Genomic DNA, 19,441 nt, shown 5'->3' on the forward strand with positions numbered 1-19,441 from the left:
TACCGCGAGCCGACGCCCCAGGGGTACGCCTCCACGCAGGTGCTGGCGCCCGGCGAGAGCATCTCACCGCTGGCCTTCCCTGCGTTGCAGATGTCCGTTGGCATGGTGTTCGGTCGGTAGTCTCCCGCGCCGTCCGGCTACACTCATCGTGCCGCGCACGCCTGCGCGGGTGAGGTCGCTCTGGGAGGCACCCCTTGGCCCAGACATGGACGGGCGCGGCGCGGGTGGCACTGGTCACCGCCACCGCTGGCTACTACCACGAGTCCATCCCCACGGCGCAGCGCATCCTGCATGAGATCGCGCAGCGAGATGGCCATCTGGACATTGGCACGGTCATCTCCGACAGTGATGGGCTCAGCCGGCTGACTCCGGCCCTGCTCGCCGAGCACGACCTCCTCTGCTTCGTGAGCACCAGCGGTGAGCTGCCCCTGACCGACGAGCAGAAGCGCGCCATCCTCGAGTTCGTGGCGTCCGGCAAGGGGTTCGTCGGCGTCCACGGCGCAACGACCACCCTCAAGGCGTGGCCGGACTACGCCGAGCTGCTGGGCGCGGTCTTCGCGATGCACCCGAAGGCGCTCTCGTTCGGGGTGATCGTCGAAGACCAGTCCCACCCCGCCACGCACCATCTGCCGCCGACGTTCAGCGTCATGGACGAGCTGTACACCTTCACCGACAACCCACGTGAGCGCGTTCACGTCCTCCTGCGCGCAGCATCAGGCTCCGCCGATCTGATCGGCGACCTGCCCCTCGCCTGGACGAAGACCTACGGCGAGGGGCGAGTCTACTACAACGCGCTCGGCCACTTCGATGCCGGCTGGGAGCGCGCGGACTTCCAGGCGCAGATCCGTGGCGGCCTGCGCTGGGCGGCGCGACTGGAGCCGTAGTCCGAGCCACACCGCCCGCGCACGCTACTCGGACGGCATCACGATCCACAAGATGGCGTACGGCAGGATGCCCGGCAGCCCGCCCGGCAGGAGCAGCAACAGCCAGATCAGCCGCACGAACCAGACCGGCAACCCGAACCGGTACGCCATGCCGATGGCCACGCCGCCGAGCATCCGCCCGCGCCGAGGTCGGTACAGTCCACCGCGTGTCGTGAGCATCTTCGTTCTCCCTGGGGATCGACGCCGCGCAGTCGCCGCCGCATCCGCCGGATCAGGTCTGGTCAGGCTCGCCCGGTTGCGACCCTCACTGATAGGACGCCGTGCACGCCCCGGTTGTTGCACTCTGCAAGGCGCACGCCAGGGGGGCTGCGCAGAGTCTTCCAGGTGAAGAAGCTGTGTCCGCGCGAGCGCCCAGCCAGTGAGCGCCGGGAGCGCCGGTCAGTCGGCGCGTGCCGTCAGTGGGGCAAGGCCGTCAGTCGGGCGGTGCCGTCAGTGGGACGAGCCGCGCCGGTTCCGCAGCGGCACGGCCAGCGTCGTCGCCAGCAGGGCGTCGGCGGCCATCGTCCAGGCCAGCGCCACGTAGCCGCCCAGCCCGATCGCCAGCCCGCCGACGCTCGATCCGAGCACGATGCCGCCCTGGTTCGTCAGCGAGAGCAGCCCGAGCACCGCGCCCCGGTGGCGCGCCGACAGCTCCGCGCCGAGCGCCAGCAGCGCCGGGCGGCTGCTGGCGTTCAGCAGGCCGAACAGCGCCCCGCCGGCCGCCGACACCAGCAGGCCGGGCGTCTGGGTGAACAGGGCGATAGCCACCAGCCCGGACAGCGTCTGCGCCACCAGGAAGATGCCCACCTTCGAGAAGCGATCCCCGAGCCAGCCCCCGCCGACCGTGCCTACGATGTTCCCGACCGCCACCAGCACCAGGATCGGCGCGACGGCCACGGCATCCAGGCCGTAGCTGAGCATCAGGAACGAGGGCAGGTACAGCACCGACAGGTTGAACAGGGCGCGCTCGAAGAGGTTGGCGGCCAGGACGCTGGCGAGGCCGGGCACACCGACGACCGCTCGGTAGGTCGAGAAGATGCCGCCCTCGGAGGGCTGCACCCGCGAGATGGGGAACGTCAGCCGAATCAGCACGGCCAGGGCGAGCAGCAGGACGCCGGAGGCCACGAACGCCCAGCGCCAGCCGAACGCCCCGCCGACCGCGCCCACCGCCGGCACCCCGACCAGCGCCGCCATGCTGAAGCCGAGGTTCGTCCAGCCCATCGCCATGCCGCGCCGGTGCGGCGGGAAGAGATCGCCGGCCGCGGCCAGCACCGCCGCCGGCCCGAAGCCGCCGAAGACGCCGGCCAGCACCCGCGTCACCAGCAGGGCGCCGTAGCTCGGCGCGAGGCCCGCCCCGATGGTGACCGTCCCCAGGCCGGCCAGCGCCAGTACGATCATCGGGCGGCGGCCGAAGCGGTCGGAGAGCAGCCCGGCAAACGGCGCGGCCAGCGCCCAGGACACGGCCATCGCGGCGGCCAGCAAACCGGCCTGCCCGAGCGAGACCTCCAGCTCGGCGCTGAGATCGACCAGCAACGGCCCGAGCATCGTCACGCAGGTGGCAAACCCGAAGATCGCCGCCATCAGCAGGACGAGGACGCCGAGGCCCGCGCCCTGGTCCGTCCGATCGTGTGACGCAGCCGTCACCTGGCCGGGCAGGCTCACGGGGCAGGCTGCGCTTGGCGAGGCTGGGCGAGGGGCATCGCCCAGAGTGTAGCCGGTCCCCGCGGATGCGGAAAGCTGCTACCATCATGACCAGCAAAGGTTGCCATCATTGGAGGTGGCATGTCTGTACGCACAACCGTCCAGATCGACGATGCGCTGATGGCTCGTGTCCGCGAGCTTGTGCCGCCGCGTGGCTTCAACCAGTTCGTCAACGAAGCTCTTGCGGCCAGGGCGGATGCGATTGAGCGAGCGCACATCGAGCGCGAGATGATCGAGGGATACCTGGCGACGCGCGACGATCGCGACGCGCTCAACGCCGACTGGGAAGTCGTCGACACCGAAGGCTGGCCCGCATGAGGCGGGCGGCATGAGCCGAACGTTTCCGCGTCGGGGTGAGGTCTACTGGGTCAATCTCGACCCGACAATCGGCTCGGAGATCGCCAGGACTCGCCCCTGCGCGATCATCTCCAACGATGTTGGCAATCAGTACGCCAGCCGCGTGATTGTGGCCCCGCTCACCACCGGTGGCACAGACCGGGTCTATCCATTCGAGGTGCTCGTACCGGTCGGCGCGGCCGGGGTCACCCAGACCTCGAAGGTGGTGCTCGACCAGGTCCGGACCGTCGACAAGCGCCGGCTCGGACGGTACATCGGCGTCCTTGACAACACGCTGATGCAGGCGGTCAACCTGGCGATCCGGCGGAGCCTCGCCGTCGAGTCCGACGACGTGTAAACACGGTCCACCGCGAGCCGACGACTCCAGCCCGCGACGAATGCCCTCAATGGGCCAGAACTCACCGGGCATCATGCGCGCCGAAGAAAAACGGCGCGGTCGGTCCAGGGGGTCTGGCTGTCTCGCTGGATCAGCAGACGCAGCGCCCGAACCAGCCCGCCCACGTCACCCTGGCGGATTGTGCGCTCGTCCATCAGGATCACGCTGCTGTGCGGACGCCCGGTCTCTGCCCAGACCTTGAGCAGTTCCGGCAGCGTGCGGCAGTCATAGGTAATCAGGACGCGGGCGTCAGCGTGGGCTGCGACGAGCAGATCGTGGTCCGGGGCGTCCCGATAGGCGCCGCGCTGCCACTCCTCGAGTGTCAGGATGTCGATGCCATCACCGGCGAGCGACTGCGCCACCGCCGATGGCACGTGCGCGTCAAGCAGGAGGCGCATCGACCGTCACGATCTCCAGGCCGGGGATCAGTCTGGACAGTCGGGCCGGATCGGGGGCATTGTCCAAGATGGCGGCGTCGATCTCGTCAGGATACGCACTCGCGTAGGCGACGGCCGCCTGTACCCAGGACATCGGCGTCTCCAGGCTCGACGCCGTCCGGGCCTGGTCCCCCTCAACGGCTCGCAGGAACGACACGATCTGCCAGACGGCGAGGCGCGAGCCTTTGAGGTACGCCTGACGCCCGGCCGGGGAGTCGCGAAACTCGATCAGGGCGAATTCAGCTTGCCGAAGCGCCTCCTCCAGGAGGATCGCCGCCGCCTCGGATGGGGTTCGCCCAAACCTGCGGGCGGCACGCCGGAGCCGCTCGACCTGTTCATCCCGGAGCCGCAGACTGACGACCTTGCTCACACGGCCTCCTCGATGAGTGACATTGCTGACAGTGTAACTCGCGGCGATGTCCGCAGCGCGGCGTGTTTCCATGCGACGGCCCCCTGCCGCCCCAGATACCATTCGCCAGAAGCGCCGCCAGCGAAGGGGGCACCGGTCCTATGAAGAAGCTCATTAACGACGCCGACTCGTACCTGCTGCAAGGCTTGCGCGGCTTCGGGCGCGCCCACGCCGACCTCGTCCGCGTCGACCTCGACCGGCGCATCATCGTGCGGAACGACGCGCCGCGCCCGGACAAGGTCGCGCTGGTCTCCGGCGGCGGGTCCGGCCACGAGCCGCTGCACGGCGGGTTCGTCGGGCCAGGGATGCTGGACGCCGCCTGCCCTGGCGAGGTCTTCACCTCACCGCCGCCAGATCCGATCGTCGCGGCGACGCAAGCCGTGGACGCTGGCGCGGGCGTCGTCTACATCGTCAAGAACTACACCGGCGACGTGATGAACTTTCAGATCGCCGCCGAGCTGGCCGCTGACGAGGGGATCACCGTCGAGTCGGTGCTGGTTGACGACGACGTCGCCGTCGAGGACAGCCTCTACACGGCCGGCCGGCGGGGGACCGGCGCGGCCCTGCTGGTCGAGAAGATCGCGGGGGCCTGCGCCGAGGCCGGCGGCTCGCTGGCGGATGTCGTGGCGCTCGGACGGCGCGTCGCGAGCACCAGCCGCAGCTTCGGGGTGGCGCTGACCTCCTGCACGACGCCAGCGGCCGGCCGCCCGACGTTCGAGATCGGCCCGGACGAGATGGAGTTCGGCGTCGGCATCCACGGCGAGCCGGGCCGTCGCCGCGAGCAGATCCGTCCGGCCAGCGAGATCGTCCGCGAGATGACCGACGCGATCCTGGCCGAGCTGAACCCGGCCGGCCCGCGGGTGCTGGCCTTCGTGAACGGCCTCGGTGGGACGCCCATCGGCGAGCTGTACCTCATCTACGATGAGCTGTCGCGGATCCTCGACGCGCGCGGGCTGACCATCGCACGGTCGCTGGTCGGCAGCTACGTCACCAGCCTGGACATGGCCGGCGCGTCGATCACCCTGCTGACGGTGGACGACGATCTGCTGCGCTGGTGGGACGCCCCGGTCCACACAGCGGCGCTGCGCTGGGGTTGCTGACACGGGGAACGGGGAGGGAGCGCTGGCCGTCAACGGTGGCGGACGTCGCGCACGTAGTGCTCGTTGACGCGATTGCTGATCGAGTACACCAGAATGTAGACGTACCAGTACAGGTAGTGGACGATCCACGACCAGAGCTTGAAGTTCGAAGCGCCGGAGTTGCGGTCGCGGTTCGTCGTCGGGACTTCGGCCAGCTTGTACCCGAGGACATAGGTCTTGGCGATGATCTCCATGGTGAATTCGAACCCGCCCTGGCTTCGAATAGAGATCTGATCCAGAATCGATTTCTTGTGGATGATGAACGCGTTCGTCATATCGTGGATCGGCAGCCCAGACAGGTGATGCAAGGTGGTGTTGGCCAACCGAGACAAGATGTACTTGAGCAGCGGCCCACCGATCTTCCGCCCGCCCTTCACGTACCGTGAGGCGACGACGAGGTCGTATCCCTCCAGTATCTTCGCGTACATCTTGTCAACCGTCGCTGGTGAGTCGGAGAGATCGGCCATCAACGGGACGATGTACGGCGTCGATGCAGCAGCAAAGCCCGTCTTCATCGCGTTGATGATGCCCTTGCCAAATGCGTTCTTGACGAACCGAGCATCGGGGTCGATCGCCAGAACGTCGTCGCGACGGAGCAGCGTTGGGTCGTCCTGGCTGTCGTACACGACGATACAGACGTGCGGGACCGTGACGTACTCCCGAATCTGCTCGAAGAGCGGGACGATGTTATCCTGCTCGTAGTACACGGGAATCAGCAGCGTGACGAGCGGCTGTTCAGCGAGCACCGTGCCACCTTCGGGAGCATCCATTGCTTGAGGGTTCAGGGCCGCTGGTCGTCGCGCCTGGATCAGCAGCAGCCGCGCGATGATGCCCCCGCGGCCGGCGCCACATCGGCATTCCCACCGGGGATGAGCATACCCCCAGAGCCTTCTGCGTCAGCGCCTCTATACTAGCACGGCTCGCAATGTGGACATTGTCTGCCGAGCAGAGATGTTGTCCGCCAGGCAAGGAACAGCATGAACGTGTCGCCGCCTGGACAGATGACTGCCGCGGACCGTCCGATGCACCTGCCCACTCCCAGGGCAGGTGCGCCCGCGCTGGCGCCTGGCTCACGCGAGGACGGCGCCCGGACAATGGCCTGGGCAGCCATGCTGCTCGCGTGCCTCGTCCCGATGGCGGCGTTCATCGTCGTGTCTCGCGGAGATTGGATCCTCGACTTCCGTGGCGCCGACAACTGGTCGTACGTCAAGTACTTTCGGGACTGGGCCACGACGGACCCGATCTTGCGGGCGGAGATGAACGGGGACTACAAGGGTGCGCGGGTGGCCTGGATCCTGCTCGGGTACCTGTTCTACCGCTGGCTGCCGCCGGTCGGGGCCGACGCGGCCCTCAACCTCGTGATGGCGGTTCTGCACCTGCTGCTCACGCTGGTTCTGGCCACGCGCGTCTGCGGGCGTCACGCCGGCGTGCTCGCGACGATCGTAGCCGCGTCCTATACCGGATACTATGCGACGGGCATCGCCGGCTTCTGGTCGTATCATGGCGTGCTGACGAGTCTCCTCTACCTGCTCCTGCTGCTCGGCCTTGCGGAGCATGCGACCGGGCGCGCGTCGGTTCGCGCCGGGGCGCTTGTCGGAGCCTCGGCTGCCGTCCTGGTGCTGACCCACCCGACCTACCTGATCGCACTGCCAGCGGCTGGCCTGTTCTGGCTCGTGCTCCGAGGGCGCCCGGCCCGCCATGCGCCGGAGACGATGGAGACAACGCAGGCAGGCGGACGGGGCGGCGCCAGGGGCAGCATCGGCCACGCGCTCAGCGGTGCGGTCCGCGAGTTTGGGCCATCATTCACGGCAGCGGCGTTGAGTGGCCTCGCGGCGGTGGCAGTGCTGTCGCTCGGAAGCTATCTTGCCGGCGGACAGCTCCTGTTCATGCGAGCGCTGGTGTCGACGGCCGTCGGCTTCTCCAACAACCCGTTCTGGGCCGTTCGGGCCGCTGACTGGTTTCCGGCCGCCGCGTGGATCGGGTTCCCGTCGGTCGTGGCTGTCGGCTGTGGCCTGACGCTGGCGGTACGCTGGACACGCGGCGAGCGGTTGCCCCGCCCAGGCGTGGCCGCGATGGCAGGCTTCCTCACGCTCTGGGGCATCATGTGGGGGCTGGAAGCAGCAGGCAAGCCGTTCATCCAATCGGTTCACGTCAACTACATGGCGCTGGGACCGGCCGCCATCGCGTTGGCCGCGGTGCTGCGCTGGATGCCGCCGAAGCCGCTCCTGAGCGCCGGGGGGCATCCGGCTCTGGCAGCCGTGCTGTTCGCCATCGCCCTGACGCTCCCGCAGGTGCTCCTGCCAGAATCAGCCGTGTCGGCCATCACGCAGGCGCTGCGGCTGCCCCTCGGGGGCCTGGTCCTTGCGGGTGGCGCGGTCGGCTGTATGCTGCTTGGCGGTCTCGCCCTCGGCCTCATGGCGGCGGCGCCGGGCATCCGTACGCTGCTGGTCGCCGGCGTGTGTCTGGGGGTCGCCTGGATGGTCGGCGGACCAACACCCCCAAACCTGGGCGACCCGCCATCATGCGGCGTCGTGCAGGCGCACACCAACCTCGTGACGGACGTGACGCGCTGGCTTGGCGGGCGCGGCTGGCACGGTCATGCGCGCCTCTGGTACGCCCCGAGCGAGCAGTTTTCGATGCCACCTGGATGCCCGGGCTACACGATGCTCGCCGCCGGCGAATCGATCGAGCAGGCCGGCATGGTCTGGGACATCATGACCGAGGCCCCCAACCGCATCGAGGCCATTGACCCTCGTGACCTCCGCAACGTCTCGGAGCGGGAGCGGGGCGCGCTTGTCGTGCTCTCAACCCCCGAGCGCGCAGCGGAGTACCATGAAGCCTTGCTCGCCTGGGGCCGCCGAACACCAGCCGCACCGGGCCTACGTCTGGCTGCCCGGCAGACGTTCACCCACGATCCGCTTGCGCTGACGGTGCAGGTCTATCGCTTCCGGTAGCCTGGTGCGCGGTGGAGTCTCAGGCTGGGCCTGGCTGCACCTCGGCAGGGCACCCCGTATGCTTGCGGGGCGAGATACGATCGAGCGGCATGGCGACAGCCCCAGGTGACGCCCTTCTGAAAGCTGTCCCGGCTCGGACCGCATGACGATGCGGGCAGGTGGAGCAGAGCGATGAGCAACAGCGTGGATGCACAGGTGTTTCGCCGCTGGATCCGGGAGTGCGCGCGGGTCATCGCGGAGCAGCGCGACGCGCTGACCGCGTTGGACGCCGCCATCGGGGATGCCGATCACGGGGTCAACATGGACCGGGGCTTCAAGGCAGCCCTGCCCCGAGTGGACAGCCTGCCGGCGGACGCCACGCCCGGGGCGGTGGTGCGGGCGGTCGGCGCAGCCCTGATGTCGAGCGTCGGCGGCGCGAGCGGCCCCCTCTGGGGCAGCGCCCTGCGGCAGGCCGGCCGGGTGCTGGGCGAGGCGTCCGAGGTGGATGGCAGGTTGCTGGCCGACGCGCTCGACGGCGCGGTGCAGGCGATCCAGAAGCTGGGCGGCGCGCAGCCCGGCGACAAGACGATGGTGGATGCGCTGGCCCCGGCCGTCGAGGCGCTGCGGGCGAGCGTCGAGGCCGGGGGCGCGCTGGACGACGCACTTGCCGCCGCCCGCGCCGCCGCCGAGGCCGGCCGCGATGCCACCATCCCGCTCCAGGCCAGGAAGGGGCGCGCCTCGTACCTGGGCGAGCGCAGCATCGGACATCAGGATCCGGGCGCGACCTCGGCGGCGCTGGTACTGGGCGCGCTGGAGAAGGCAGCCCACGCGCACGATCATGCCGCCACGCAGGGACGCTGACGCGCACACAGAAGGGGGCCAACGATGCCGACGACCCACACCGAGGAGATCGTCTACACCGAGACCGGGGATGGCTTCGTGCTGGAGGGCGTCGCGCTGCGCCCGCTCAGCGCGCCGAAGCCGCTGGCCGTTATCTGGGTCCACGGCCTGACCGGTCGCTTCTACGCCAGGACCCAGATGCTGGTCAGCCGCAGGCTGGTGGCCGATGGGTACACCGTGGTCAGCGGCAACAATCGGGGCCACGACTTCGGAGCGCGGATCTCGCGGACGAGCGGCGAGCCGGTCCTGGCCGGTGGCGGCTGGGAGCTGTTCGACGAGTCGCCGCAGGACGTGGACGCCTGGGTCACCTTCGCGGCCGGGCTGGGCTTCGAGCGCATCGTGGTGATCGGGCACAGCCTGGGAGCGCTCAAGGCCGCCCACTACCAGGCGACGCGCCAGGATGCCCGCGTGGCCGGCCTCGTGGCGGCCTCACCACCGATCCAGGCGACGCGCGTCGATCCGCGGCTGGTGGCCCTGGCCAGGCAGATGGTTGCCGAAGGCCGAGGTCGTGACCTGTTGCCCTGGGGCAGCTCCCGCGCAGGGGCCGGCACCCACAGCGCCACCACCTTCCTGAATCGCGTGCAGACGGGCCTGGATCAGTACGGCCTGGACACGGCAGACCCCGCCATCGGACAGATCCGCTGCCCGATCCTGGCCCTGTTCGGAACGGTCCAGGACACGGGCGACGAGCAGGATCTGGCGATGATCCGCCGCAACGCACAGGCGGCTGCCAGCATCGACACGGTGATGATCGACGGGGCGGACCACGTCTACACCGGTCGCGAGGCAGCCGTCGGACAGGTCATCGTGGAGTGGCTGGCGAAGATCGCGTAGGTCGCAGAGCGTGGGCCGTGGGTCGTGTGCTTACATTCCCACGACCCACGACCTACGACCTACGGCCCACGCAGCTACCGCTTGCCGGTCGTCGGCCACTCCATCTGCTCGTCGCCGTCGAAGAAGCGGAGGATCGTGCCGCTGGTCCCGCTCAGGAACTGCTGGACGGGCGTCAGCGAGACGTTGCCGTTCGTGTCCACCGTCAGGTTGACCGACCGCCAGAGCAGCTGTGAGGACGTCCCGCTGGCGTTCGCCACGTCGTAGGAGCCAAGCTCCGTGCCGCCGCGCGACACGGCCACCCGCGCCGACGAGCCGCCGTACCCCGGCGTCCCCGAGTAGTTGTGCGACCAGATCCGGTACTCACCTGGCACCCAGTTGTTGGTCAGCGCGCTGCGGCGGATCGTGACGGACTCCGGCCCGTAGCCGTTGTGCTGGTCCGCCGAGAGGACCGCGTGCGACACCGCGCTCGGGTTGTTCCAGTAGAGGTGGAACCGACTGCCGCTCGTGGTTGGGCCGGAGAGATGGATGTCGAGGTCGCCGGGGCTCGTACCCCAGGTGAGCGAGACGACGATGTTCTGCGAGCTGCCGTTCGCCGTCATCGTGATGTCAGCCGTCGTCGTCTGGTTCGCCGTGATGTTGACCTGCACCGAGCGGGTCGCGAAGCCGGCCGCGCTGATGTCCAGCATCCGCGTGCCAACCGGCACGTCGGTGATGGTGTACGCGCCGTTCGCATCCGTCTGATCCTGCCGTGAGGTGCCGCGCACCGAGAGGTTCGCGCCGTTGATCGGCTGGTTATCGGCGGCATTGCGGATGGTGCCAGCCACCGCGCCGCGCTGGAAGCCGCCAGCGCCCGCACCAACCAGGGTGTACCAGGGACCGCAGTCGTCGGTCACGGTCAGCGACACCGTCCCCGCCTGGCCAGCGCTGAGCTGCGAGACGCGGAAGCCGAGTTGACTGCCAAAGGTCGGCGGGGCGTAGGTGAACGGCTGCGTGACGTTGGTGTAGCTGCCGATGGTCACGCTGACGTTGCGGAACTGGGTGAAGCGGAGCTGTCGCACGACGCCTGCCCCGGCCTGTACCGACACGTCGAAGGTGGCGCCGCCAGCCGGCGTGGTGGTCACGACAATCATCGGGCGCGGCGACTGGCAGGCAACCTGCGTCGGCGCGGGCACAGCCGTCTGGGTTGGCGTCGGCGTGCGGGTCGGCGTCGCGGTAGCCACCGAGGTCGAGGTCGCAGGCGGAGGCGAGCCGCCGCCGCTCACGGCCCGCGAGGCGTTGATGCGGCCCCAGGCAAACTGCGAGCCTGTGCCGCTGATCGCGTCCGAGCTGCTCTGAATCACCGAGATCACGGACGCCGGTGTGCGGTTCGGATCCAGCGAGAAGATCAGGCCGGCCAGCCCGGCGACGTACGGCGAGGCCATCGAGGTGCCGCTGTAGCTGGCGTAGCTGCCGCTGCGGACCGTCGAGAGGATGCTGGAGCCAGGCGCGGCCACGTCAACGTTCGTCGCGCGGTTCGAGAAGGATGCGAGCGCATCGGTGGAGGTCGTCGCGGCCACCGAGATCACGTTGGGGCAGTTGGCCGGTGAGCCGGACGCGCTCAGCCCGCTGTTCCCCGCTGCCGCCACCACCACGACGCCCTGGCTGTAGGCCCAGTTCATCATGTCGGATTCGGACTGGGAGCATGCGCCATCGCGCCCGAGGCTCATGTTGACGACGTGTGCGCCGTTCTGCACGGCCCAGGAGACGCCGTTCAGGATGTTCGAGGTCGAGCCGCTGCCGCTGTCGCTCAGCACCTTCGCATTCATCAGGCTGACTTCCGGCGCCAGCCCCGACACGCCGACGCCGTTGTTGCCGGCCGCGCCGATGATCCCCGCGACATGGGTGCCGTGATCGCAGTAGTCGTCGAAGCCGGTAGCCGAGCTGGTGAAGTCCTGATTCATGATCACGCGACCGCGCAGGTCCGGGTGCCCGGCCTGGCCATCGCTGGAAGTACGGCCCGTCTGCTGGCTGAAGACGCCGCAGTCCACGACAGCCACTCGCACAGTCGGCGAGCCGCGCGTCACGTCCCAGGCCGCCGGCGCATTGACCTTGGTCAGCGCCCACTGGCTGCTGTACGACGGATCGTTCGGCGTGTAGTACGCCTGGACGGTGTAGTCCGGCTCGGCGTACAGGACATCGGCGCGCGCCTGGTAGGCGGCGAGGGCTGCGTTGCCGCGTCCGGTGGGAACGTCCACCACCACGGCATCGGTCAAGGCGACAGCACGCGCCCGCACGGCCCCGGCTCGGACGTGGGCGTCCACCTGCCCGTTGCGGCCAGCGCCAGCCTTGAACCGCACGATGATCGGCTCGGTCGGGCCGGTCGCCACCGGCGGCGTCGTGCCGGCCGGGGTGGGATCGGCCGACGTCGGGTCGGTCCGGGTGGCCGGGTTGGCCGGCACACTGCCGCTCGACACCGACGAGCCGTCGGTTGTGCCCGCCGAGCCGACCGACGCCGAATCGACGCCGCCACCTGAGCGGACGGATGGAGTCGGGGCGGTCGACCGCTCGCCGATGGCCGGCGCACCCGGCACGTCACCGGTCCAGACATCGCCGGCCGGCATCGGCGGGCGGGCGCCAGGCTCCGCGAGCTGGGCTGCCGCCGGAGTCGGCGCAAGCTGCTGCACGCCGGGCAGGCCGACGACGGCGGTGAGTACCAGGACGAGAACCAGCCGAGCGAGGAGAGTGGTACGCATCTGTGCTCCCGAGCCGTCCGCAGGAGTCTTCGCAGGGCGGCGCTTGTCGACCGTGTACCAGAGTCGAAACGCTGCCTAGCCCAGAAATGGGACGTGCTGTTTGCTCGCTGACAGCAGATGACCCAGGCGGGCTAGCCTCGGCAGGCGACGGCCCGAAATCGCGTTCAGGACATCTGTGCGCGCGCCGTGCGCCGCCAGCCCCGGGGAGGGGGTTGGTAGACGCCTGTAACAATCTTCTGTTCAGACGCAGCGCAGGGGAGTGGTATACTCGCGCGGCAACCCCGGCACGCCGGGTGCAGTCTGGCGCTCGCGGCTGGAGGCTCCACCCCTATGATCGAAGAGATCATCGCTCAGGTCGAGCGCATCCTCCGGATCGGCCTGACGATCATCACCGCCTATCTTGTTGCGCTGTGGATCGCCAGCATCTGGTGGACCTTCCGCGACATTCGCTCCCGCACGACGGACCTCTTCCTGCAGGTCGCCGCGACGCTCCTGGTGACGATCTTCAGCTTCGCCGGGCTGCTGATCTACATCATTCTGCGGCCGACCAAGACGCTCTCGCAGTTGTACGAGGAGTCGCTGGAAGAGGAAGCGTTCCTCCAGGGGATCCAGGTCCAGAGCGCCTGCCCCGTCTGTAAGCAGCGCGCCGAGGCAGACTTCATCTACTGCCCGTGGTGCCAGACGCGCCTCAAGCGGATCTGTGCCCGCTGCGAGCAGCCGATGATGCTGCGCTGGAAGGCGTGCCCCTACTGTGGGCAGGCCGTCCAGGCCCCGGCCGCGATGGTCGAGTCGCTCGGCGCGACGAGCGAGCTACCGCTGCCGGGGATGCGCCGGTAGTGGCTCGGCAGGCGTGAATCGCAGGGTCGCTCGGTGCCCATCGTCATCCTGACGGCAGCGAGGAACGCCCTCCCGTCCGTCATCCCGACCGCGGCGAGGAACGAGCACACCCTCCGTCATCCCGACCGCGGCGAGGCACGAGCGGAGTTGAGGGATCTTCTCCTTCTGTGGCGTGAGGAAGATCCCTCGACTGCGTTCGCACGCTCACTCCGCTCGGGATGACGGTGACGGGAGCAGCCTCACTCCGCTCGGGATGACGGGAGAGGGTCGTCAGGCTTGCCCTGAGCGTGCCGAACGGGTCACTTCACTCGGGATGACGGGGGAAGCGTCGGGTGACCCGACCCGGTCCTTCACGACTGACAGGCCACTAGCCTTGCCAGCCGCAGCGCGGCTACCGTCCTCCGCCGGCGACCAGGAAGTCCATCGCGATCCACCCTTCCAGCCCGTCGTCCAGCCGCACGGGCCGCCAGAGCAGGTCTCCGTGGCGCTCGGCCGGGCCGGTCGGGATGACGCTTGCGCCCTCGGGGACGGTCTTCAGCACCGGCGCACTCCGTGACGGCTCGGCCCGCAGGCGTGCGCCAGCCCCCTCGGTGTTCGCCACGCGCAGCGGCGGGCGGGTGATCTCGTCCACGGACCGGGAGTCTGCGCCCGTGCGCTCGCCGGGGCCGGGCCGTGGCCCGAGCGCGGTCGTCTGCGCTGCGCCATCAGCCGGCCGGCCGCGCGGCGCACCCCGCGCCACGTTGCCCAGGTCAGGCGCGTAGGTCGGCGAGCCACGACCGCGCGGCAACCGCATGATCAGGTCGTAGGTGGCGCTCTTCTCGATCACCTGGTTGTCCTTGTCGAAGTCGAACATCCAGTAGACGCCCCGGTCGGGGTGCCAGAACAGCGGCGTGACTGCAACGACCCGCGAGTCGGCCATCCAGTCGCGGAACGCCTCCTCGTAGAACGCCGCGATCTCCTTCTCGTCGCCGGTGTTCAGGTGGCCGGCCTCGGTGATCAGCACCGGCATGTCCCGGCCGATGAACGCCAGCTCGGACTCGTAGGCGCGGTGGGTGTAGCGCAGCTCTGGCCCCTGGTGCGGCACCATGTACGGATTCGAGGCCCAGCCGTTAAGCCGCGCGAAGATGCCGGGCACCGCCGCGTCCATCTCGCCCAGGAACTCGTAGGCGTCCTGCATCTTCGGCATCTCGGTGGTGTTCGAGGCGTCGAGCGGGCCGTTCGCCACCATGAAGCGCTCAGAGTCGGCGAACACGTCCAGGAAGTTCTCGAGGTAGCGCGCGTAGCCCGCTGCATCGACCTCGCCGCCCCACTCGCGACCAAGGTTCGCCTCGTTGCCAGCAATGACCCAGACCTTCGCCACGGGCCACTTCCCCCGTTCGAGAAAGGCCCGCCAGCGCTCAGCGTCGTCAGGGTCCGGGCGGGACCACGTCTCGGCCTCGACGTCGAAACGGGTGGCGACGCGGATGATCGGCTGGAGATGGTTCTCGTAGCAGCGGTCCAGCAGCTCCTGCAGCAGTTGATCGCCCGTCGCGCTGTCGCGCTCGTCGGCGGTGAAGACGACGGTCAGGTAGCCCCAGTCGCCGCCGTTGGCGTTGACCAGCTCAGCCGCCGCCTCGACGTAGCGCGGGCGGCGCAGCCGCGCCACGTTCAGGCCGATGATGTTGTTGTTGCCAGCGGCCTGCTGGACGGCGGGCGGTCGCGGCGCGGCCTGCCCTTCGGGAAGCCCTGCTGGCACGGCGGCGTCGATGTGGTCGTTCTCCTCGTCCGCACGCGCAAGACCGCCGCCGAGCGGCAGCGCCGCGAGCAGCACCGCCAGAACGAGCTGCGTCAGCGTCAGTGCGAGGCGCCGTCGCTGCATCAACTTTCCTCCGCCGGGGACTCCGTGTCGCGCAATGCCGCCGAAGCGCGCGTCGCCGCCGATGATAGAGCGCGCGTCGTCCACCCGTCCCGCATTAAACGAGCGGAGGATATCCTAAAGGACGGCAAAACGGGAAGTCGAACGGACAGAAACGGTATCTCGCGTGAGCGCTGCGCGCCCTAGTCTACGCACAGACCACCACGCCCGGATCACCCAGGCGCCGTGCTCCCATGCAGCACCGGCAGCAGATCGTCCAGGGCCTGGCGGAACTCGGCGGCGTCGCGCAGGCCGCGCAGCACGGCGATGTGCAGGGCCACCAGGTCTGGCCGGGCAGCCAGCAGACGGGCCTCCTGCAGATCGCGCTCGGTGGGCGGCGGCCGCATGATGGCACTGTGGGTCACGTCCCACTCAGGGGCCAGGGCGGCGTCGCGGGCGGTCTGATACTCGGCGAACGCGGCGGCCTCGGGCTGTGCGCCGGCCCGGCTGGCGACGATGGCCCGCGCCAGCAGCTCGGCGCTGACGACGGCCGCCGTCGTGCCGCGCGCCGCCAGCGGATCGAGGTGGTAGCCGGCATCGCCCACCAGCGCCCAGCCTGGGCCGTACGGCTTGCGCTTGAACATGGCGAGATCGACGGCCCCGCCAATCGGCGAGACGCGCAGGGCTGGCCCCAGGTGCTCGCGGTAGAGCGGGTGCCGCCGCAGCCGCTGCTCGAAGCTCTCCGGCAGGCCGGCCCGGAAGGCCGGCAGATCGGTCAGCGGCACGCCCATCCCGATGGTGACGAGGTTGTCCTCCATCATCACCATGCCCATCGAGCCGATGCCGTCCCAGAGCCGCACCGACATGTCTGGCTGGACGTTCGTGTTGGCGTAGTCGGCGATGAAGTTCGCCTTGGGGGAGACGACGCGCTCGTACTCCTGGGCCTGGACCTGCCGCGCCATCCAGGAGTGCCGCCCATCCGCCCCGACGACCACTCTGGCGCGCTCCTCATAGGCGCGGCCCGCCTCGGTTACTCCCACGCCGACGACACGGTCGCCGTCCCACAGCAGCGCGCTGGCCGACTGGCTCATCCGTAGCTCGACGCCCGGCAACGAAGCCGCGTGCCGCGCCAGGATGTCGTCCAGCACGATCCGCCGGACCATCATGTTGTAGGCGGCCGGGTCGCCCTCTGGGAATCGGTAGCGCAGGACCGCATCGCCAACCGCCGAGTAGTAGCCGCGCCGGGCCGGTGCGCCCACCGCCCGAATGGCGGGCCAGACGCCCAGCTCCTGCCAGCGGCGCTCGGTCGGATGCTCCCAGGAACCCTGTCGCGGGACGTAGGCGGGAAACTGCGCGCGGTCGATCAGCAGCGTTCGCAGGCCGGCCCGGCCGAGGTACATCGCCAGCGTACTGCCGGCAACTCTCGCCCCGACGACGATCGCGTCCCAGGTCTGGCGCGAGCCCCCCACGGGAGACCCCTTTCCGTTCGGTGGCTTCCACCCTGAAGCCGAGCGCCGCACCGATACCTCAGCGTACACCAAACCGGGCCAGTGGGAGGCCCGCGCGCTTCGTCGTGGAGCAGGACGCCGCGGCCCAGGCCGCCCCCATCCCATCCGCTCGATTTGTCGCCGCCGCGTAACGCTCCCCAGGTACGATGAAGACAGTACAACAGGCGCGCGCCACTGGCGGCCCTCGCCGGCGGCCCTCGCTGGCGAAGAGACACGGCGCGCGCCTGGCAAGGAGCAACACGATGGCTGGATGGGGTGGCACCTCGCTCCGCATCTCTCCCGACCAGTTTCCGGATCCCGACCTCGACATCGAAGCCACCGGCGGCGAGCAGTCAGTGATCCTGGGCGGCGGCTGCTTCTGGTGCGTCGAGGCCGTCTTCGAGCAGGTCGAGGGCGTGCTGGGCCTGACCTCCGGGTACGCGGGCGGCAGCGCCAAGACGGCGGACTACAAGACCGTCTGCACCGGACGGACCGGGCATGCTGAGGTGGTGCAGATCCGCTTCGACCCGAGCATCCTCAGCTACGGACAGGTGCTGAAGCTGTTCCTGTCCGTGGCCCACGATCCGACCACGCTCAATCGGCAGGGCGCGGACGTCGGCACGCAGTACCGCTCGGTCATCTTCTACCAGGACGCCGAGCAGAAGCGCGTCGCCGAGGCGTACATCGACCAGTTGGACGCGGCTGGCGTCTTCGACAAGAAGATCGTCACCAGCCTTGAGCCGCTGGAGACGTTCTACGTGGGCGAGGACTACCACCAGGGGTATGCGTCCGCCAATCCGTACCAGCCGTACATCATGGCCGTCGCTGCGCCGAAGGTGGAGAAGCTCCAGACCTACTTCGCGGACCGGCTCAAGGGCGCGAAGAGCGGGGCCGGCCCGCGCTGAACCGTGCGGAACGCCCGATGCACCTCACCAAGGCAACACTGTCATCCTGAACGCAGTGCAGGACCTCACCCGCTGACGCGAACGTTGCCGGTCAGCGGGTGAGATCCTTCGCTGCGCTCAGGATGACAGTGTCCCAGGATGACAGTGTCGCAGGATGACAACGTCGCAGGATGACAACGCCCCAGGATGACAGTGTCGCAGGATGACAACGTCGCAGGATGACAACGCCCCAGGATGACAGTGTCGCAGGATGACAGTGTCCCAGGATGACAACGTCGCAGGATGACAACGTCCCAGGATGACAACGTCGCAGGATGACAACGTCCCAGGGTGACAGTGTCTGTTGCGCGCTCTACACGAGATCGCGGACAGCTTCGGCACCCAACTGCCCGCCCGATGCTGCTGTTCTTCTCAATACTCACGGCGTGTATACTGAGAGCGGCGCAACTTTCCGCAACTTTTGCAGCCGAACAGCATTCTGCCTGCCTGTGAGTAGCTGAACTCATGCGCGTCACCCTCCGCGAAGTCGCTCAGCGATCCCAGGTCTCGATCAGCACCGCGTCCAGGGTGCTCAACGGGCGCAGCGACGTCCGCAAAGAGGTCCAGGAGCGGGTGCTCGCCGCGGCCCAGGATCTGAAGTACGCCGCCAACCACCATGCGCGCGCCCTCAAAGGTGGCACCAGCAAGATCCTCGGAGTCGTGGTCTACGATGCGCGCGCCACCACCTTCAACGGGGTGCTGCTGCGCGGGATCATCGACGCCGCGACGCCACGCGGCTACAGCGTCATGGTCAGCGATGGCGGCGCGTCCGCCGAGATCGAGCGCGCGGCGTTTCAACAGTTGATCGAGGCGCGCGTTGACGGCGTCCTGGTCAACTCCGGGGCCGGTGGCGCCGGCCAGATGCGCCGCCTCGCCGAGTCGGGCATCCCGTTCGTGGTGCTGAACCGCCGCCTCGAAGCCGCGGACGGTGTGGATGCCGACTACGTGATGATCGACGCCGAGCGCGGCTCCTACCTGGCGACGCGCCACCTGCTGGAGCTGGGTCACCGGCGCATCCTCTACCACGTCCTGCACGAGCCGCTGAACCTGCCGAGCCTCGAGCGCTCACCAGGGTATCGGCGCGCCCTGGCAGAGGCCGGACTGCCGTTCGTCCCCGAGTGGCTGGTCTCCAGCACCAACAGCATGGCCGACGCCCGCGAGAAGCTGATGGACGCCATGCGCCGCATCAGGCCCCGCCCGACGGCCATCGTCTCCTTCAACGACACCTACGCCATCGCCATCCTCAAGGCGCTGCACGACCTCGGGCTGCGCGTGCCCGACGACGTCTCCCTGGTGGGCCAGAACAACCTGGAATTCACCGGGTTCACGGTGCCGCCGCTCACCACGATCTCGCACCCGGTCCAGCAGCTCGGGCGGCAAGGGGCCGAGCTGCTGCTCCAGCGGCTCTGCTGGCCGGACGACGAGCCGTGGCTGCCGCACCACGTGGCGATGGAGCCGGCGCTCGTCGTCCGGGAGTCGTCGGGGCCACCGCCCACGTCGGTAGAGTAGGCCCTCACCCCCCGACCCCCTCTCCCTGTGCGCGGGAGAGGGGGAGACACACGAGACGGTCGTTGCTCCCCCTCTCCCGCGCACAGGGA

General features: G+C 69.1%; 19 protein-coding genes. 11 read left to right on the forward strand and 8 right to left on the reverse strand.

Annotation, left to right across the window (positions count from 1 at the left end; all coding sequences use genetic code 11):
* Both IT306_22845 and IT306_22850 read left to right on the forward strand, forming a co-directional pair.
* The coding region (locus tag IT306_22845; GenBank protein ID MCC7371273.1) for a Uma2 family endonuclease at positions 1-120 on the forward strand (120 nt) is incomplete at its 5' end.
* A gap of 74 nt (positions 121-194) precedes the next feature.
* The gene (locus IT306_22850) at positions 195-884 is read left to right on the forward strand and encodes a ThuA domain-containing protein (protein ID MCC7371274.1); all 690 of its coding nucleotides are present in this window, start codon (positions 195-197) and stop codon (positions 882-884) included.
* 24 nt (positions 885-908) lie between these two features.
* Here the strand turns inward: IT306_22850 and IT306_22855 are convergent, their stop codons facing one another.
* Both IT306_22855 and IT306_22860 read right to left on the reverse strand, forming a co-directional pair.
* Entirely contained in the window at positions 909-1,103 is a 195-nt protein-coding gene (locus IT306_22855; GenBank protein ID MCC7371275.1) for a PspC domain-containing protein, read from the reverse strand.
* A gap of 270 nt (positions 1,104-1,373) precedes the next feature.
* A complete protein-coding gene (locus tag IT306_22860; GenBank protein MCC7371276.1) occupies positions 1,374-2,585 on the reverse strand; it encodes an MFS transporter in 1,212 nt (403 codons plus the stop codon).
* A 120-nt stretch (positions 2,586-2,705) separates the two neighbouring features.
* Here IT306_22860 and IT306_22865 point away from each other — a divergent pair, with 120 nt between their 5' ends.
* Both IT306_22865 and IT306_22870 read left to right on the forward strand, forming a co-directional pair.
* Entirely contained in the window at positions 2,706-2,942 is a 237-nt protein-coding gene (locus IT306_22865) for a hypothetical protein (GenBank protein MCC7371277.1), read from the forward strand.
* 10 nt (positions 2,943-2,952) lie between these two features.
* On the forward strand, positions 2,953-3,318 hold the full coding sequence (locus IT306_22870; GenBank protein ID MCC7371278.1) for a type II toxin-antitoxin system PemK/MazF family toxin: 366 nt from the start codon (positions 2,953-2,955) through the stop codon (positions 3,316-3,318).
* Positions 3,319-3,389: 71 nt separating this feature from the next.
* Here IT306_22870 and IT306_22875 read toward each other — a convergent pair whose 3' ends face one another.
* Both IT306_22875 and IT306_22880 read right to left on the reverse strand, forming a co-directional pair.
* A complete protein-coding gene (locus tag IT306_22875) occupies positions 3,390-3,755 on the reverse strand; it encodes a DUF5615 family PIN-like protein (protein MCC7371279.1) in 366 nt (121 codons plus the stop codon).
* Positions 3,739-4,164: a transcriptional regulator gene (locus IT306_22880; protein MCC7371280.1), complete on the reverse strand. Its 426-nt coding sequence runs from the start codon at positions 4,162-4,164 to the stop codon at positions 3,739-3,741. Before IT306_22880 ends, IT306_22875 begins: the two co-directional genes overlap by 17 nt.
* Positions 4,165-4,304: 140 nt before the next feature.
* On the opposite strand from IT306_22880, the gene dhaK reads away from it, so the two are divergent.
* Positions 4,305-5,303: a dihydroxyacetone kinase subunit DhaK gene (dhaK, locus tag IT306_22885; GenBank protein MCC7371281.1), complete on the forward strand. Its 999-nt coding sequence runs from the start codon at positions 4,305-4,307 to the stop codon at positions 5,301-5,303.
* A gap of 29 nt (positions 5,304-5,332) precedes the next feature.
* Here dhaK and IT306_22890 read toward each other — a convergent pair whose 3' ends face one another.
* Complete coding sequence (locus IT306_22890; protein MCC7371282.1) at positions 5,333-6,088, reverse strand: glycosyltransferase; 756 nt, start codon at positions 6,086-6,088, stop codon at positions 5,333-5,335.
* 348 nt (positions 6,089-6,436) lie between these two features.
* On the opposite strand from IT306_22890, the gene IT306_22895 reads away from it, so the two are divergent.
* From IT306_22895 to IT306_22905, 3 genes are all read left to right on the forward strand, one after another.
* The gene (locus tag IT306_22895) at positions 6,437-8,296 is read left to right on the forward strand and encodes a hypothetical protein (protein MCC7371283.1); all 1,860 of its coding nucleotides are present in this window, start codon (positions 6,437-6,439) and stop codon (positions 8,294-8,296) included.
* Between the two features lie 171 nt (positions 8,297-8,467).
* Positions 8,468-9,136, forward strand: coding sequence for a dihydroxyacetone kinase subunit L (gene dhaL, locus IT306_22900; GenBank protein ID MCC7371284.1), 669 nt, complete (start codon positions 8,468-8,470; stop codon positions 9,134-9,136).
* Positions 9,137-9,160: 24 nt separating this feature from the next.
* Positions 9,161-10,009: an alpha/beta fold hydrolase gene (locus IT306_22905; GenBank protein ID MCC7371285.1), complete on the forward strand. Its 849-nt coding sequence runs from the start codon at positions 9,161-9,163 to the stop codon at positions 10,007-10,009.
* 74 nt (positions 10,010-10,083) lie between these two features.
* Here the strand turns inward: IT306_22905 and IT306_22910 are convergent, their stop codons facing one another.
* The gene (locus tag IT306_22910; protein ID MCC7371286.1) at positions 10,084-12,741 is read right to left on the reverse strand and encodes a S8 family serine peptidase; all 2,658 of its coding nucleotides are present in this window, start codon (positions 12,739-12,741) and stop codon (positions 10,084-10,086) included.
* A 330-nt stretch (positions 12,742-13,071) separates the two neighbouring features.
* Between IT306_22910 and IT306_22915 the strand changes: the two genes are divergently transcribed.
* Entirely contained in the window at positions 13,072-13,578 is a 507-nt protein-coding gene (locus tag IT306_22915; protein MCC7371287.1) for a zinc ribbon domain-containing protein, read from the forward strand.
* A 391-nt stretch (positions 13,579-13,969) separates the two neighbouring features.
* Here IT306_22915 and IT306_22920 read toward each other — a convergent pair whose 3' ends face one another.
* Both IT306_22920 and IT306_22925 read right to left on the reverse strand, forming a co-directional pair.
* Positions 13,970-15,436, reverse strand: a complete 1,467-nt coding sequence (locus IT306_22920) for an SH3 domain-containing protein (protein MCC7371288.1) — start codon at positions 15,434-15,436, stop codon at positions 13,970-13,972.
* A gap of 209 nt (positions 15,437-15,645) precedes the next feature.
* Positions 15,646-16,881: an NAD(P)/FAD-dependent oxidoreductase gene (locus IT306_22925; GenBank protein MCC7371289.1), complete on the reverse strand. Its 1,236-nt coding sequence runs from the start codon at positions 16,879-16,881 to the stop codon at positions 15,646-15,648.
* A 281-nt stretch (positions 16,882-17,162) separates the two neighbouring features.
* On the opposite strand from IT306_22925, the gene msrA reads away from it, so the two are divergent.
* Both msrA and IT306_22935 read left to right on the forward strand, forming a co-directional pair.
* Entirely contained in the window at positions 17,163-17,804 is a 642-nt protein-coding gene (gene msrA / locus IT306_22930; protein MCC7371290.1) for a peptide-methionine (S)-S-oxide reductase MsrA, read from the forward strand.
* A gap of 504 nt (positions 17,805-18,308) precedes the next feature.
* Entirely contained in the window at positions 18,309-19,352 is a 1,044-nt protein-coding gene (locus IT306_22935) for a LacI family DNA-binding transcriptional regulator (GenBank protein MCC7371291.1), read from the forward strand.
* Positions 19,353-19,441: the final 89 nt, after the last annotated feature.

It is taken from the genome of Chloroflexota bacterium (assembly GCA_020850535.1).
GTDB lineage: Bacteria > Chloroflexota > UBA6077 > UBA6077 > JACCZL01 > JADZEM01.